The sequence below is a fragment of the Streptomyces sp. NPDC048182 genome (assembly GCF_043202555.1).
Lineage (GTDB): Bacteria > Actinomycetota > Actinomycetes > Streptomycetales > Streptomycetaceae > Streptomyces.
Genome location: NZ_JBIDAQ010000008.1, coordinates 157,832 through 171,553, shown reverse-complemented (window position 1 = coordinate 171,553; position 13,722 = coordinate 157,832). Strand labels below are relative to the sequence as shown.

The 13,722-nt window shown below is 74.2% G+C and carries 13 protein-coding genes; 5 read left to right on the top strand and 8 right to left on the bottom strand.

Annotated elements, in window-relative coordinates; genetic code table 11:
* Positions 1–198 precede the first annotated feature (198 nt).
* Positions 199–810 carry a TetR/AcrR family transcriptional regulator gene (locus ACGFZL_RS18110; protein WP_355170464.1) on the bottom strand — a complete coding sequence of 204 codons (612 nt, stop codon included), beginning with the start codon at positions 808–810 and terminating at the stop codon, positions 199–201.
* Between the two features lie 158 nt (positions 811–968).
* Here ACGFZL_RS18110 and ACGFZL_RS18105 point away from each other — a divergent pair, with 158 nt between their 5' ends.
* Complete coding sequence (locus ACGFZL_RS18105) at positions 969–1,784, top strand: phosphatase PAP2 family protein (protein WP_393692776.1); 816 nt, start codon at positions 969–971, stop codon at positions 1,782–1,784.
* Positions 1,781–2,689 carry a hypothetical protein gene (locus tag ACGFZL_RS18100; RefSeq protein ID WP_393692774.1) on the top strand — a complete coding sequence of 303 codons (909 nt, stop codon included), beginning with the start codon at positions 1,781–1,783 and terminating at the stop codon, positions 2,687–2,689. Before ACGFZL_RS18105 ends, ACGFZL_RS18100 begins: the two co-directional genes overlap by 4 nt.
* 5 nt (positions 2,690–2,694) lie before the next feature.
* Here the strand turns inward: ACGFZL_RS18100 and ACGFZL_RS18095 are convergent, their stop codons facing one another.
* From ACGFZL_RS18095 to ACGFZL_RS18085, 3 genes are all read right to left on the bottom strand, one after another.
* Positions 2,695–4,746, bottom strand: a complete 2,052-nt coding sequence (locus tag ACGFZL_RS18095; protein ID WP_393692772.1) for a phosphocholine-specific phospholipase C — start codon at positions 4,744–4,746, stop codon at positions 2,695–2,697.
* 249 nt (positions 4,747–4,995) lie between these two features.
* The gene (locus ACGFZL_RS18090; RefSeq protein ID WP_355170456.1) at positions 4,996–5,991 is read right to left on the bottom strand and encodes a LacI family DNA-binding transcriptional regulator; all 996 of its coding nucleotides are present in this window, start codon (positions 5,989–5,991) and stop codon (positions 4,996–4,998) included.
* A 39-nt stretch (positions 5,992–6,030) separates the two neighbouring features.
* Positions 6,031–6,669: a hypothetical protein gene (locus tag ACGFZL_RS18085; protein ID WP_393692770.1), complete on the bottom strand. Its 639-nt coding sequence runs from the start codon at positions 6,667–6,669 to the stop codon at positions 6,031–6,033.
* Between the two features lie 255 nt (positions 6,670–6,924).
* Here ACGFZL_RS18085 and ACGFZL_RS18080 point away from each other — a divergent pair, with 255 nt between their 5' ends.
* Complete coding sequence (locus ACGFZL_RS18080) at positions 6,925–7,578, top strand: helix-turn-helix domain-containing protein (RefSeq protein WP_393692768.1); 654 nt, start codon at positions 6,925–6,927, stop codon at positions 7,576–7,578.
* A 117-nt stretch (positions 7,579–7,695) separates the two neighbouring features.
* Complete coding sequence (locus ACGFZL_RS18075) at positions 7,696–7,938, top strand: hypothetical protein (protein WP_355170450.1); 243 nt, start codon at positions 7,696–7,698, stop codon at positions 7,936–7,938.
* Between the two features lie 21 nt (positions 7,939–7,959).
* Here the strand turns inward: ACGFZL_RS18075 and ACGFZL_RS18070 are convergent, their stop codons facing one another.
* The 3 genes from ACGFZL_RS18070 to ACGFZL_RS18060 form a co-directional block, all read right to left on the bottom strand.
* Positions 7,960–8,640 (bottom strand): 4'-phosphopantetheinyl transferase, encoded by a 681-nt coding sequence (locus ACGFZL_RS18070; protein ID WP_393692765.1) that lies wholly within the window; start codon positions 8,638–8,640, stop codon positions 7,960–7,962.
* Positions 8,637–9,497: a metallophosphoesterase gene (locus ACGFZL_RS18065; RefSeq protein ID WP_355170446.1), complete on the bottom strand. Its 861-nt coding sequence runs from the start codon at positions 9,495–9,497 to the stop codon at positions 8,637–8,639. The genes ACGFZL_RS18070 and ACGFZL_RS18065 overlap by 4 nt, the downstream gene beginning before the upstream one ends.
* Before the next feature lie 86 nt (positions 9,498–9,583).
* On the bottom strand, positions 9,584–10,921 hold the full coding sequence (locus tag ACGFZL_RS18060) for a 6-phospho-beta-glucosidase (protein WP_393692763.1): 1,338 nt from the start codon (positions 10,919–10,921) through the stop codon (positions 9,584–9,586).
* 259 nt (positions 10,922–11,180) lie between these two features.
* Between ACGFZL_RS18060 and ACGFZL_RS18055 the strand changes: the two genes are divergently transcribed.
* Complete coding sequence (locus tag ACGFZL_RS18055) at positions 11,181–12,575, top strand: glycoside hydrolase family 16 protein (RefSeq protein WP_355170442.1); 1,395 nt, start codon at positions 11,181–11,183, stop codon at positions 12,573–12,575.
* A 109-nt stretch (positions 12,576–12,684) separates the two neighbouring features.
* Here the strand turns inward: ACGFZL_RS18055 and ACGFZL_RS18050 are convergent, their stop codons facing one another.
* Entirely contained in the window at positions 12,685–13,575 is an 891-nt protein-coding gene (locus tag ACGFZL_RS18050) for a helix-turn-helix domain-containing protein (protein ID WP_393692761.1), read from the bottom strand.
* Positions 13,576–13,722: the final 147 nt, after the last annotated feature.

The window sequence follows — 13,722 nt, the reverse complement described above, 5'->3', positions numbered from 1 at the left end:
GCCGCCGGGGGGCGCGGGGGGGGGGGGGCCGGGGGCGCGCGGGGGGCGGGGCGGGGGGGGGGGGGGGGGGGCGCGCCGGCGCCCCCCCCCCCCCCCCCCCCCCCCCCCCCCCCCCCCCCGGGGGTGCGCCGCCCCCGTCCCCACGGTGCGGCGCGGCCGGGCCGCCGTCCGGTCATCCCGCGGACGGCGGCCCGGGGTTCAGGTGAGGCCGAGCGCCGGCAGCACGACGGCCTCCACGAAGCGGACGAGGTACTCGGCGTCCGCGTACGCGCCCTCCACGACGGGGCGCATCCGCAGCACGCCGAACATCTGCGCCGGCACGTACTCCAGGGCCGGGTGGGCGGCGTCGACCTCGCCGCGCGCGACCCCGCGCCGCAGGATCTCCCGCAGCGCGGCGATCTCCGGCTCGACCAGCGCCTCGCGCAGCGCCCGCTGCAGCTCGGGGTCCTGCATGACCGCGTGGCCGAGCGCCTGGAGCAGGGTGTCCTTGCCGGACCACTCCCCCGCGATGCGCGCCGCCTGGCGCAGGTCCTCGGCGAGCGAGCCGGTGTCGATGCCGGCGAAGCGCACCCGACGGCTGGAGCGCAGGGCGGCGGCCACGAACTGCGGCTTGGTCTTCCACTGCCGGTACAGCGTGGACTTGCTGCACCGGGTGCTGGCGGCGATGCCCTCCATGGTCACCGCGTCGTAGCCGCACTGGCGGATCTGTTCGAGCACGGCGTCGAAGAACTCCTGCTCACGCTCGGGCGTGATCTTGGAGCGGCGCGAGGCGCCGACCGTGTCCGGTCGGTCCGCGGCCTGCGACGTCATCGGCTGTGCTCCTCGTGCTCGGGCGGGGCGCCGGGGGCCCCGCGTGGTCCAGTGTGGCGCACCGGACCCTCGACCCACTATCGATACGCCAGTGTACCGGTACCGAATCGTATCGGTACACTGGCGTATCGGAACGAGGTCGTATCGATGGAGACCGGATGAATGCCCGCACCGAGCCTGCGCCCGCCGGGCAGGACGCGTCCGCGCGCCCGCGCCCGCCACTCGTCCGCGAGCTGCTGCTCGTGGCGGGGCTCTTCCTCGTCTACAAGCTCGGCCGGCAGCTGGCCACGGGCCACACCGCCGAGGCATTCCGGAACGCGCACCACGTGTGGGACCTCGAACGGACCCTGCGGCTGCCCGGCGAGGGCGCGGTGCAGTCCCTGCTGCTGCACGGCGACACCCTGGTCCACGTCGCGAACACCTACTACGCGACGATCCACTTCCCGGCCACGGTGGCCCTGCTGGTCTGGCTCTACCTGCGGCGCCCCGCGCACTACGTCTGGACCCGCCGCGTCCTGGCCGCGGTCACCGCCGCCGCCCTCGTGCTGCACCTGGCCTTCCCGCTCGCCCCGCCCAGGATGCTGGCCGCGACCGGCCTGATCGACACCGCCCGGGTCTACGGACCCTCGGTGTACGGGCCGCCGCGCACCGACGAGCTGTCCAACCAGTTCGCGGCGATGCCCTCGCTGCACTTCGGCTGGGCGCTGATGGTGGCGGTCGGCCTGATCGTGGCGACCCGCTCGCGCTGGCGCTGGCTGTGGCTGCTGCACCCGCTGCTCACCCTGCTGGTGGTCGTGGGCACCGCGAACCACTACTGGCTCGACGTGCTGGTGGCCGCCGCCCTGCTCGGCCTGGCGCTCGCGGTGATCCGGCCGCCGCGACCGGTCGGGCACACCCTCACCGTGGCCCGCGGCGGCCCCGCGCCGCACCGGCGTCCGCTGCGGCGGCACGAGCCGGCCGGGGTGTCCCGGTGACCGCTGCCCTGGCGGCCGTGCTGCTGTCCCTCGTCTCCGCCGTCGCCTACGCCGCCGCCGCGGTGGCCCAGTCCCGGCTGGCCGCCCGGCGCCCCGCCGGGGGCGCGCTCGGCATGCTGGCGAGCGGCGCCTGGTGGTGGTCGGTCGCGCTCAACGCGGGCGCCGCGCTGCTGCACGTCGTGGCTCTGAAGTACGGCCCGCTGACCGTGGTCCAGCCGCTCGGCGCGCTCACCCTGGTCGCGGCGGTGCCGCTGGGGGCGCGCCTCGCCGGGCGCCGGGTGAGCGCCGTGGAGTGGCGCGGCACCGGGCTGACCCTGCTCGGCCTGGGCGCGCTGCTGCTCACCGCGTCCGGGCCGGCGCCCGACGACGTGCTGACCGTGCCCGAGGCGCTCACCGTCTCCGGCGCGACGGCAGCGCTGATCGGCCTGTTGTCCCGGCCGGGCGCGCGCCCCGGGCTGCGCCACGCGACGGCCTCCGGCCTCGCCTCGGGGGTCGCCTCGGCCCTCACCCAGACCGTCACGGTGGCGGTCACCGACCGGTCGGGTCCGCTGCTGAGCCTCCAGGTGGTCGGGGTGGCGGTGCTGGTGGCGGCCTTCGCGGCGGGCGGGCTGCTGCTGTCGCAGACCGCCTACCGGGGCGGCCTGGGCGCCCCGCTCGCGGTGGTCACCCTGGCCAACCCGGTGGCCGCCGCGGCGATCGGCGTCACCCTGCTCGGCGAGCGGCTGCGGGGCGGGGCCGGCGGGGTGCTGCTCGCCCTGTGCGGCGCGGCGCTGGCCGGCTGGGGCGTGGTCCAGCTGAGCCGGGCCACGCCCCGGGGGCCGGAGGGCGCGGGCGCAGCGGAGACCGCGGCAGCGGCGGGCCTGGTGCCCCGTCAGCGCGGGGCGCGCCACCTGACCCGCCGCTGATCCCGCTACACCGTGGCGATCGCCGGGTCGCTCACCCCCGGCAGGCCGGTCTCCACGTGTCCGGCGAAGCGCCGCAGGAAGCCCGGGTCGGCCGCGGAGGTGACGCTGAGGTCGTACCAGCGCGCGCTCGCGGCGAGGTCGACGGTGTACTGCACGGTGGCACCGGGGCGGACGCTGAAGGTCTTCCCCGGCAGCCCGTAGCCGCCGGTCAGCTTGAGACCGACCGTCCCGGTACCGGCGTTGGTGAGGGTCAGCTGGACGTTGCCGCCGCTGTGCCGGGCGGTGACCTCGGGTCCGGCCTTCTTGCCGGGGCCCTTGAAGACCCGCAGGAAGCCGTTGGGGCCGTGCACCGTGAGGTCGACGTTGCCCGCCGAGTACACGGTGTTCCAGCTGTCGGCGATGGTCTTGCCCGCCTCGGTGGTGTACGGCCAGGGACCGTCGGTCCGGCTGCCGGAGGTCACCAGGAAGGCGGCGCCGGCGGAGGGCCCGGAGGCGAAGGTCAGCTTGAACTTGCCGTCCGCCACCGACGCCGCCCCGTCCACGTACGGCGCGTACCGCAGCGGGCGGGCCGGGCGCTGGCCGCGCTCCTGGCGGGGCAGGGCCGGGTCGGCGGGCGGCGTCGGGTGGTAGTTCGGGTGGCGGACGCGGTCCGGCGGCTGGTAGTCGGCCGTGTCCGGAAGGCCGGCCGGGCGGCTGTCGGGGCGGGCGAAGTCGAAGGCTGCGGTGAGGTCGCCGCAGATGGCGCGGCGCCAGGGGGAGATGTTGGGTTCCTTGACGCCGAAGCGGCGCTCGATGAAGCGGATGACCGAGGTGTGGTCGAAGGTCTCGGAGCAGACGAAGCCGCCCTTGCTCCAGGGGGAGACGACCAGCATCGGCACCCGCGGGCCGAGCCCGTAGAAGCCCTCCACGTGCCCGGCGTCGCCCTTGAAGACGTCGAGGGAGACGTCGACGGTCGACAGGCCCATGGCGGCGGACTTCGGCGGCAGCGGCGGCACCACGTGGTCGAAGAAGCCGTCGTTCTCGTCGTACGTGATGAACAGCGCCGTCTTCGCCCACACCGCCGGGTTGGAGGTGAGCGCGTCGAGGACCTGGGAGACGTACCAGGCGCCGTAGTTGGACGGCCAGTTGCCGTGCTCGGAGAACGCCTCCGGGGCGGCGACCCAGGAGACCTTCGGCAACGTGCCCGCCTTGACGTCGGCGCGCAGCCGGTCGAAGTAGCCCTCGCCCTTGCGGGCGTCGGTGCCTGTGCGGGCCTTGTCGTAGAGCGGGTCGCCGGGCTTCGCGTTGCGGTACTTGTTGAAGTACAGCAGCGAGTTGTCGCCGTAGTTGCCCCGGTAGGCGTCGTCGATCCAGCCCCAGGAGCCGGCGGCGTCGAGGCCGTCGCCCACGTCCTGGTAGACCTTCCAGGAGACGCCGGCCTGCTGGAGGCGCTCGGGGTAGGTCGTCCAGTCGTAGCCGCGCTCGTCGTTGCCGAGCACCGGGCCGCCGCCCTTGCCGTCGTTGCCGACGTGGCCGGACCACAGGTAGTAGCGGTTCGGGTCGGTGGAGCCGATGAAGGAGCAGTGGTACGCGTCACAGATCGTGAAGGCGTCGGCGAGCGCGTAGTGGAACGGGATGTCCTCACGGGTCAGGTACGCCATGGTGGTGGTGCCCTTGTTGGGCAGCCAGGCGTCGTACTTGCCGTTGTGGAAGGCGGCCTGGCCGTCCGGCCAGCCGTGCGGCAGCCCTTCCAGGAACTGCATGCCGAGGTCGTCGGCCTGCGGATGGAAGGGCAGCACCTCGGTGCCGTTCTTGGTCTGGTGGAACACCGACTTGCCGGAGTCCAGGGTGACCGGGTGCGGGTCGCCGAAGCCTCGGACACCCTTCATGGTGCCGAAGTAGTGGTCGAAGGAACGGTTCTCCTGCATCAGGACGACGATGTGCTCGACGTCCTCGATCGACCCGGCGGCGTGGTTCGCCGGCAGGGCGGCGGCGCGCTCGATGCTCGCCGAGAGCGCGCTGAACGCCGCGGTGGCACCCGCGAGCTGGAGGAAGCGACGCCTGTTGACTTCGGGCATGGGTGTGGGGCCTCTCGCGTGGGGGATGTGCGGGGTCGGCCGGCCGGACGGGTGCCGGTGGTGACGGAAGTCGCGCGAAAGGAGTGTTTCAGGAGCACCAAACGTCAGGGAAGGGTTCGGTGGCGGCTGCGTGAAGTCGTGGCTACGACCGGGGGTGGCGGCCAGGCGGATCAGCGCGCTTATTCCGCGCCTCGGAGCGCAAGATCGTGCGCGAGGTCGGCAATTCCCCGACAGCCGACCCGGCGGGGCTCAGGAGCGCGGCGCCTGCGCCGTCGAGCCCCGCACCACCAGCTCCGGCTCGAACAGCAGCTCCTCGGCGGCCACGGAGCTGCCGTTGATCTGCGCGTTCAGCAGCTCCACGACGGCCCGGCCCATGGCCTCGATGGGCTGCCGGACGGTGGTGAGCGGCGGCTCGGTGCAGTTCATCAGCGCCGAGTCGTCGTAGCCGACGACGGAGATCCGGGACGGCACGTCCAGGCCCTTGCGCCGGGCGGCCCGCACCACGCCGAGGGCGAGGGGGTCGCTGGCGCAGATGAAGCCGGTGACGCCGCGGTCGATGAGGCGGGAGGCGGCGGCGTGGCCGCCCTCGATGGAGAACATGGCGCGGGCCACGTGCTCCTCGGGCACCTCGGCGAAGCTCCGCGCGGCGGCCAGCTTGCGCTGCGAGGGCATGTGGTCGCCGGGACCGAGGACCAGGCCGATCCGCTCGTGCCCGAGTGAGGCCAGGTGCCGCCAGGCCTGTTCGACGGCCACCGCGTCGTCGCAGGAGACCCCGGGGAAGCCCAGGTGGGCTATGGCGGCGTTGACCAGCACCACGGGGATGTTGCGCTCGGCGAGGCGCTCGTAGTGCTCGTGCGGGGCGTCCGCCTGGGCGTAGAGCCCGCCCGCGAAGACCACGCCGGAGACCTGCTGCTGGAGCAGCAGATCCACGTACTCGGCCTCCGAGACCCCGCCCTTGGTCTGCGTGCAGAGCACCGGGGTGAGGCCGAGCTGGGCCAGCGACCCGCCGATGACCTCGGCGAACGCCGGGAAGATCGGGTTCTGCAGCTCCGGCAGGACCAGGCCGACCAGCCGGGCGCGCTCGCCGCGCAGCTGGGTGGGCCGCTCGTAGCCGAGGACGTCGAGGGCGGAGAGCACCGACTGCCGGGTGGCCTCGGACACGCCGGGTTTGTTGTTCAGCACCCGGCTGACCGTGGCCTCGCTGACCCCGACCTTCTTCGCCACCTCAGCAAGTCGTCGCGTCATGGGCGCAAGAGTAGCGCAAGGGCTGCAAATCATTTGCGGTCAGTCCGCCGCGGGCACGACCCTCAGGTGCGATCCGGCCCGCCTCGGCCGACGGGTCTCCCGCAGGACCAGGGTGAGCCGACGGTACTCCAGTTCCGCGAGCGAGCCCGGGGTCTCGACCACGACGCGGCACTCGGTGGCGTTCCGGCGCGGATCGGGGTCGTGCAACGGCCGGACGGCGCCGTCGTGTTCGACCGCCGCGCGGCCGACGGCCCGGACCCAGTGCGGCAGGCCCTGGCGGTAGGCGGCCTCCATCAGCGGGTCCTGCGCGATGTCGCGGCGGACGGTCTGCAGGGCGTGGTCGTGGCCGTGCCGCTCCAGGGCGGCGGCGAAGTGCGCCAGCATCGGCAGGCACCAGCTCGCCTCGTGCTCGGCGAGGACGGCCGGGGCGTCGGGGTGGAAGAGGACGAACCGGAGGAAGTTGTCGTCCGGCATGGCCGTCGGATGCGGTCCCGCGCCCCGGAAGAGTGTCCGGAAGGCGCCGTTGGCGAGGACCACGTCCCAGCGGTGGTCGACGAGGACGGACGGGTGGGGGACGGCCTCCATCAGTGCGGCGTAGTCCTGCAGGTAGGCCAGGGTCTCGGGGGTCGCGGGAGCGGGCCGCGGTGCCGGCCGCCGCCCTCCTGCCTGAAATGCCATCGGGAGGTCACCCCTCTTGCCTCTGCGGCCTTCTCGCGGCTTCCCGATCCTGGGGCCCCGACGCATGAGGTGTCAACTATCGTGGCATTTCCTGCCTGTTGACGGCTGAAATAGGCCACAGTTGTGGCGAGACCTGGATGTGAGTTCGAGCAGGGCGCTAATCTCCCGGGAGTTCATGGCAACCGCGTGTGAGAAGTGTGAGAAGCCTGCTTGTGAGAAGCCGGTGAGGCTGTGAGAGATGTAGGAGACCTGTCGGTGAGCGGTGGCTTCGAGGGTCAGGATGCCCAGCCGGCGGCCACGCTGCCCGCCGTCGTCGCCCGCGTCACCGCGCTCGCGGACCGGCTCGGCGTGCCGCACGCGGCGGTCTTCGACGTGGGCCGGCTCTCCGCCGCCTGCGGCGTGCCCGAGGCCGTGGCGGCGAGCCTGCTGCGGGGCCGCCCGGCGGGCGAACCCGACGTGCAGGCCCGGTTCCTGCAACGCCTCGACCTGCTGCGCCGCACCCGCCTGAAGCCCAACGGCCGCCGCCACACCCAGCAGGAGATCGCCGACGGGGCCGGGATGTCCCGGCAGCAGGCGGGCGCCCTCATCAACGGCGACCGGCGGCCCACCATGGAGCACTGCGACGCCATCCAGCGCTTCTTCCGGGTGCACGCCGGCTTCCTGACCGCCGAGGACCCCGAGGCGCTGGCCGGCGCGCTGCGCCACACCGAGCAGGAGCTGCTCCAGCAACTGGCCGACCGGGAGCGGGCGGCGGCCGGTCCGGAGGACCCGCTGGAGCGGCTGCTCCTCGACCACGGGGTGCGCGGGATCGCCTGGCGGGCCGCCCAGCTCCCCACCGACCAGCACCGGGACAAGGTCGCCGAGTGGCTGGACATGCTCCTGGAGAGCGTCAAGCGGCCCGAGAGCTGACCACCCGCCCGCGACGGGTCGTCAGGCCCCGTTGTCAGTGGCGGGCGGCAAGCTGGTGTCGGGCCGCCGCGGTGCGGGGGGCCCGCTGCCGCCGACGCCGCCACGGGGAGCCGACCGATGACGACCACCGCTGTCCCGACCGACCGTGAACGCACCGCCGTGCAGGCGTATCTGCGCCTGCTGCACACCGTCCGGGCGGGCCTCGACCGCGCGGGTGGCGCCGCCGGGGCCCCGTGCGGCCCCCTGGCCGTTCCCCCGTCCGTGCTGGCCGAGGCCGACGAGGCGCTGGCGGCGGCGGGCCTGGCGGGGAACGAGGAGGGCTTCCTGCGGCTGGTCGGCGGCTGGTGCCCGCGGCCCTGATCCGTGCGGCCGCCCCGCGGGTCAGCCGTGCGGGACCGTGACCGCGGAGGCCACCAGGCCCCGCCGGGCGTTCCAGCGGCCCGCGAAGGCGGTGACGGGACGGCCGCCCACCAGGGGCCCGGGCACGAGGAGGGTGGCGAGCAGCGTGCCCCGGCGGGGGTCGGCGGGGTCCACCGCGATGCGGATGTCGGCCTCCGAGAAGTCCAGCCACCGCCCGGTCAGCGGGAACCACGCCTTGTAGACCGACTCCTTGGCGCTGAACAGCAGCCGGTCCCAGTGCACGCCGGGGTGGTCCGCGGCCAGCCGGGCCAGCCGCTCCGCCTCGGCGGGCAGCGCCACCGCGGCGAGGACGCCCTCGGGCAGCGGGCCGTCGGGTTCGGCGTCGATGCCGAGCGAGGCGAGGTCGGCGGCGCGGACCAGGGCGGCGGCGCAGTAGCCGTCGCAGTGGGTCATGCTGCCGGCCAGGCCGTCCGGCCAGACGGGCGCGCCGCGTTCGCCGGGCAGCACGGCCTGCGGGGGCACGCCGAGCTTCGCCATGGCGCGCCGCGCGCAGGACCGTACGACGGTGAACTCGCGGCGGCGCTTGGCGACCGCGCGGGCCACCGCCGCCTCCTCCTCGGGGAACAGCGGGGTGTGGCCGGTCTCGTCCTGCCCGTGGGCCTCCACGGTCACCACGCACTCCGGCAGCAGCTCCTCGATCACCGGTCGGGGTCCTTCCTCGGCAGGATGCGGCGCAGCCGCCCCGGCGGCTCGGTGCGCTTCCGCCACTCGCGCGGGTAGCCCACCGACACCTCCTCGAAGCGGACGCCCTCGTGCCAGGTGGTCCGCGGGATGTGGAGGTGTCCGTAGACCATGGTGTCGACGCGGAACCTGCGGTGCCAGTCGGCGGTCAGCCGGGTGCCGCACCACATGGCGAACTCGGGGTACCACAGCACCTCGGTGGGGTGCCGGTCCAGCGGATAGTGGTTGACCAGGACGGTGGGCAGATCCTCGGGCAGTTCCGCGAGGCGGGCCTCCGTCGCCGCCACCCGCTCGCGGCACCACGCCTCGCGGCTGGGGTGCGGGTCGGGGTGCAGCAGGTACTCGTCGTTGCAGACCACGCCGGTGCGGTGGGCGTAGGCCAGGCCCTCCTCCTGGGTGGCGCAGCCGGGCGGCAGGAAGGAGTAGTCGTAGAGCAGGAACAGCGGTGCGACGACCGCCGGGCCGCCGGCGCCCTCCCAGACGGGGTAGGGGTCCTCGGGCGTGGTGACGCCCAGCTCCCGGCACATCGCGACCAGGTGCGCGTAGCGGGCGGCGCCGCGCAGCGTGACGGTGTCCTTGGGGTGGGTCCACAGCTCGTGGTTGCCCGGGGTCCACAGGACGCGGGCGAAGCGGCCGGCCAGGGTGGCCAGGGCCCAGCGGACGTCCGCCACGGTCTCGGCGACGTCGCCGGCCACCAGGAGCCAGTCGTCGTCGGACTCGGGGATCATCTTCTCGACCAGCGCGCGGTTCTCCGCGTAGCCGATGTGCAGGTCGCTGACGGCCCAGAGCTGTCCCCGGCCGCTGCCCGTCGGTGCCATCCCCCGCCCCTCCCGGCCGGACCCCCGTGGGCCGTGGCCGTCCGAGGTCACGAGATCACACCCCGGCGCCACCCCACAAGGGCCACTCAGCGCAGGTGGGCCAGGCCGGGGTGGGCACGGGCGTAGCCGTCGAGGAGGCGGCGGGCGACCGTGACGGAGTCGACCAGCGGGTGCAGGGCGAAGGCGCGCAGCGCGGCGGCGCGGGAGCCGGTGCGGGCCGCTTCGAGCACCTCGCGCTCGACCGCCTTGACGGCGGTGACCAGGCCGGCGGCGTGCGCGGGCAGCGGATCGGCGGCGAGGGGGTGGGCGCCGTTGGCGTCGACCAGGCAGGGCACCTCGATCACGGCGTCGGCGTCGAGGGCGGCGAGGGTGCCGCGGTTGCGGACGTTGAGGACCAGGGTGGTGCGCTCGTCGCGGGCGACGGCCCGCATCAGGGCGAGGGCGATCTTCTCGTAGCCGCCGGAGAGGTCCTCCGGCTCGCGCTCGCCGGCGCCGGCCGTCTCGCGGTTCTCCGCCATGTAGGTGGCCTCGCGCTCGGCGCGGGTGCGGTCCCAGGTGGCGAGGGCGGGGGCGGCCGGGTCGCGCATCGCCGCGTAGAAGCCGTGCTGCTGGTCGCGCAGGAAGGCGCCGCGGGTGCGGTCGGCCTCCCGGTAGGCGCGGACGGCCTCGCGGTCGAAGTAGTAGTAGTGCAGGTACTCGTTGGGGATCGCGCCCAGCGCGGCCAGCCAGTCGGCGCCGAAGAGGCGGCCCTCCTCGAAGGAGCCGAGCAGCGCGGGGTCGGCAAGGAGCCGGGGCAGCTGGTCGCGGCCGTCGACGCGCAGGGCGCGGACCCAGCCGAGGTGGTTGAGGCCGACGTAGTCGACCTGGGCCCGGTCCGGGTCGGCGCCGAGCGCCCGGGCGACGCGGCGCCCGAGGCCGACCGGGGAGTCGCAGATGCCGATGACGCGGTCGCCGAGGTGGCGTGACATGGCCTCGGTGACCAGCCCTGCCGGGTTGGTGAAGTTGATGACCCAGGCGTCGGGGGCGAGGCGGGCCACCCGGCGCGCGATGTCCTCGGCGACGGGGACGGTGCGCAGGCCGTAGGCGATGCCGCCGGCGCCGACGGTCTCCTGGCCGAGGACGCCCTCGGCGAGCGCCACCCGCTCGTCCTCGGCGCGGCCGGCCAGGCCGCCGACGCGGATCGCGGAGAAGACGAAGCCGGCGCCGGTGAGCGCCTCGTCCAGGTCGGTGGTGGCGGCGACCTCGGGGGCGTCCGGTACGCCGGCGGCCTGCTCGGCGAGCACCCGGGTCATCGCGTCGAGGCGGGCGGCGTCGACGTCGTGCAGGACGACGCGGGTCACCCGGCCCGCGCCGCGGTCGGCGAGGAGCGCCCCGTACACCAGCGGCACGCGGAATCCGCCGCCGCCCAGAATCGTCAGCCTCACGTCCGCGTCCTCTCCGGTCGGGCACCAGCACTGTCGGCTTCCGCCGATCATGACACGCGTCCGGCGCGGGACCGTCCGGTTCGGCATGTTCGCGGCCCGTTCGCGGCTTTCACGGGATGAACTCGGGGGCCCGGTCGCCGCTTTCTCGGCTTCACGTCTTGACGGCCCGTCGCGCCGGGAGCACATTGACCGCAGTCCCGTCTGAGAGCGCTCTCAACGCGTCGCGCACCCCCACCCGCACCGGAGAGGCAAGCCCCACATGACCGAGACCACCCGCACCCCTGCCCGCTCACGCCCGCTGCGCCGGGCCCTGCTCGCCGCCGTCGGCGCGCTCACCCTCGCCGCTGCCGCCGCCGTCACCGGCCCGTCCGCCGGCGCCGCCGCTCCCCCGCCCCCGTCCGGCTGGACGCAGGTCTTCGCCGACGACTTCGACGGCGCGGCCGGCTCCGGCGTGAACACGGCCAACTGGCAGTACGCGACCGGCACCTCCTACCCCGGCGGCGCCGCCAACTGGGGCACAGGGGAGATCGAGACGATGACCACCAGCACGGACAACGTCTCCCTCGACGGCGGCGGCAACCTGCGCATCACGCCCCGGCGCGACGGCGCCGGCAACTGGACCTCGGGCCGGATCGAGACCAGACGCACCGACTTCCAGCCCCCGGCCGGCGGCAAGCTGCGCGTGGAGGCGCGCGTCCAGATGCCGAACGTCACGGGCGCCGCGGCGCGCGGCTACTGGCCGGCGTTCTGGATGCTGGGCGGCCCCTACCGGGGCAACTACTGGAACTGGCCGAGCGTCGGCGAGATCGACATCATGGAGAACGTCCAGGGTCTCAACACCGTCTGGGCCACGCTCCATTGCGGCACCTCGCCCGGCGGCCCCTGCAACGAGACCACCGGCATCGGCGGCAACACCCCCTGCCCCGGCACCACCTGCCAGGCCGGCTTCCACACCTACCGGGTGGAGTGGGACCGCTCGACGGCCGTCGAGGAGCTGCGCTTCTACGTCGACGGGGTCAACTACCACACCGTGCGCGCCAATCAGGTCGACGCGACGACCTGGGCGAACGCCACCAACCACGGCTACTACGTCATCCTGAACGTCGCGATGGGCGGCGGCTTCCCGGGCGCCTACGGCGGCGGCCCGGACGGCGCGACCGTGCCGGGGCACCCGATGCTGGTGGACTACGTCCAGGTGCTCACCTCCGGGGGCGGCGGCACCACTCCCCCGCCGACCGGCAACCGCGACGCCTACGGCACCCTCCAGGCCGAGTCCTACGACGCCCAGGCCGGCACGATGACGGAGACCACCACGGACACCGGCGGCGGCAAGAACCTGGGCGCGCTGGCGAACGGCGACTGGGTCCAGTACAAGGGCGTCAACTTCGGCTCCAGCGCGGCCCGGCAGTTCAGCGCGCGGGTCGCGAGCGGCGCGGGCGGCGGCGTCAGCGGCCTGGTCGAGGTCCGCCTCGACAGCCGCTCCAACGCCCCCGTCGGCAGCTTCGCGGTCGGCAACACGGGTGGCTGGCAGAACTGGCGCACGGTGCCGGCCAACATCTCCGGCGTGACGGGCACCCACGACGTCTACCTGACCTTCACCAGCGGCCAGCCGTCGGACTTCGTGAACGTCAACTGGTTCACCTTCGCCCACTGACACGGGTGGTTCCGCGCAGTTCCCCGCACCCCAGAGGCTTTTCAGGGGCGCGGGGAACTGCGCGAGCAACCACGACGCACCCGCACCCGACGAAGCACCGCCACCCCCGTCACCGGAGTTCCGCCCGGAACGCCGCAGGCGTATGCGCCGTGTGCTGGTGGAAGAACTTGGAGAAGTTGGCCGGGTCGGGAAAGCCGATCGCCGCACCGACCCGCGCGATGGGCAGATCCGTGTGGGCCAGGAGCCGCTTGGCCTCCAGCACGACCCGGTGGTCGATGAACCCCTTGGGGGTCGACCCGGTCGCGGCCCGCACCACCCGGACCAGCGTCCGCCGGGAGTACCCGAGCGCGTCCGCATACGCGCTGACGCTGTGATTCGTGGCGAAGTCCCGCTCCACCGCGTCCCTGAACAGGGTGAAGGCGGTGTCCGACCGCCTCCCCCGCGCCGCCTCGGCCGAGCTCGCGGCGAGGTGGGCGAGGCGCAGCAGGAACGCGGAGAGCGTGTGCCGCAGCACCGCGGTGTGCAGGCTGAGCGGCAGCGTGGTGGCGTCCTCGTACTCGCGGCGCAGCTGGTCGAGGGCCGCGGTGAGCGCGGCAAGCCGGGCCGGGTCGGGGCGGAGCAGCGGCGGCAGGTCGTAGCGGTAGAGGCCTGCGGCCTCGACGGTGGCGCGGGGCAGGAAGCCGGGCTGCATGGTGAGCGCGGTGCCGCGGTACGCGCCGTCCGGGGAGAAGCGGTGCACCTGCCCGGGCCGGATCCAGAGCAGGTCGCCGGCGCGCGCCTCGTACTCGGTGAAGTCGATCATGTGCCGGACCGGGCCGCCGGTGAAGAGCATCACGATGTGGAAGTCGATACGGTGCACCCCGCGCAGCGGGGCATGCGTGTGCCAGGCGCGGCCACCGCTCATCGGGCCCACCTGCATGCCGACACCGAGGAGGCTGCGATCGACCGGGAAGGGGAAGGTTCTGATCCCGCCGTCGTCTTGTTCGTGTTCGTCCGCCATGTCCTTCTCGCGCCGTGCGGCCGGGCGCGTCCGCGCCCGGTGGTGTCCCACTTTCACCACAGGCTGGCACACCCCGACCTTCATCCTCAAAAGTCAGACTTTTAAGTTTGAACATGTCAGACCGGGTACGACGCCCGCATCGAGGAT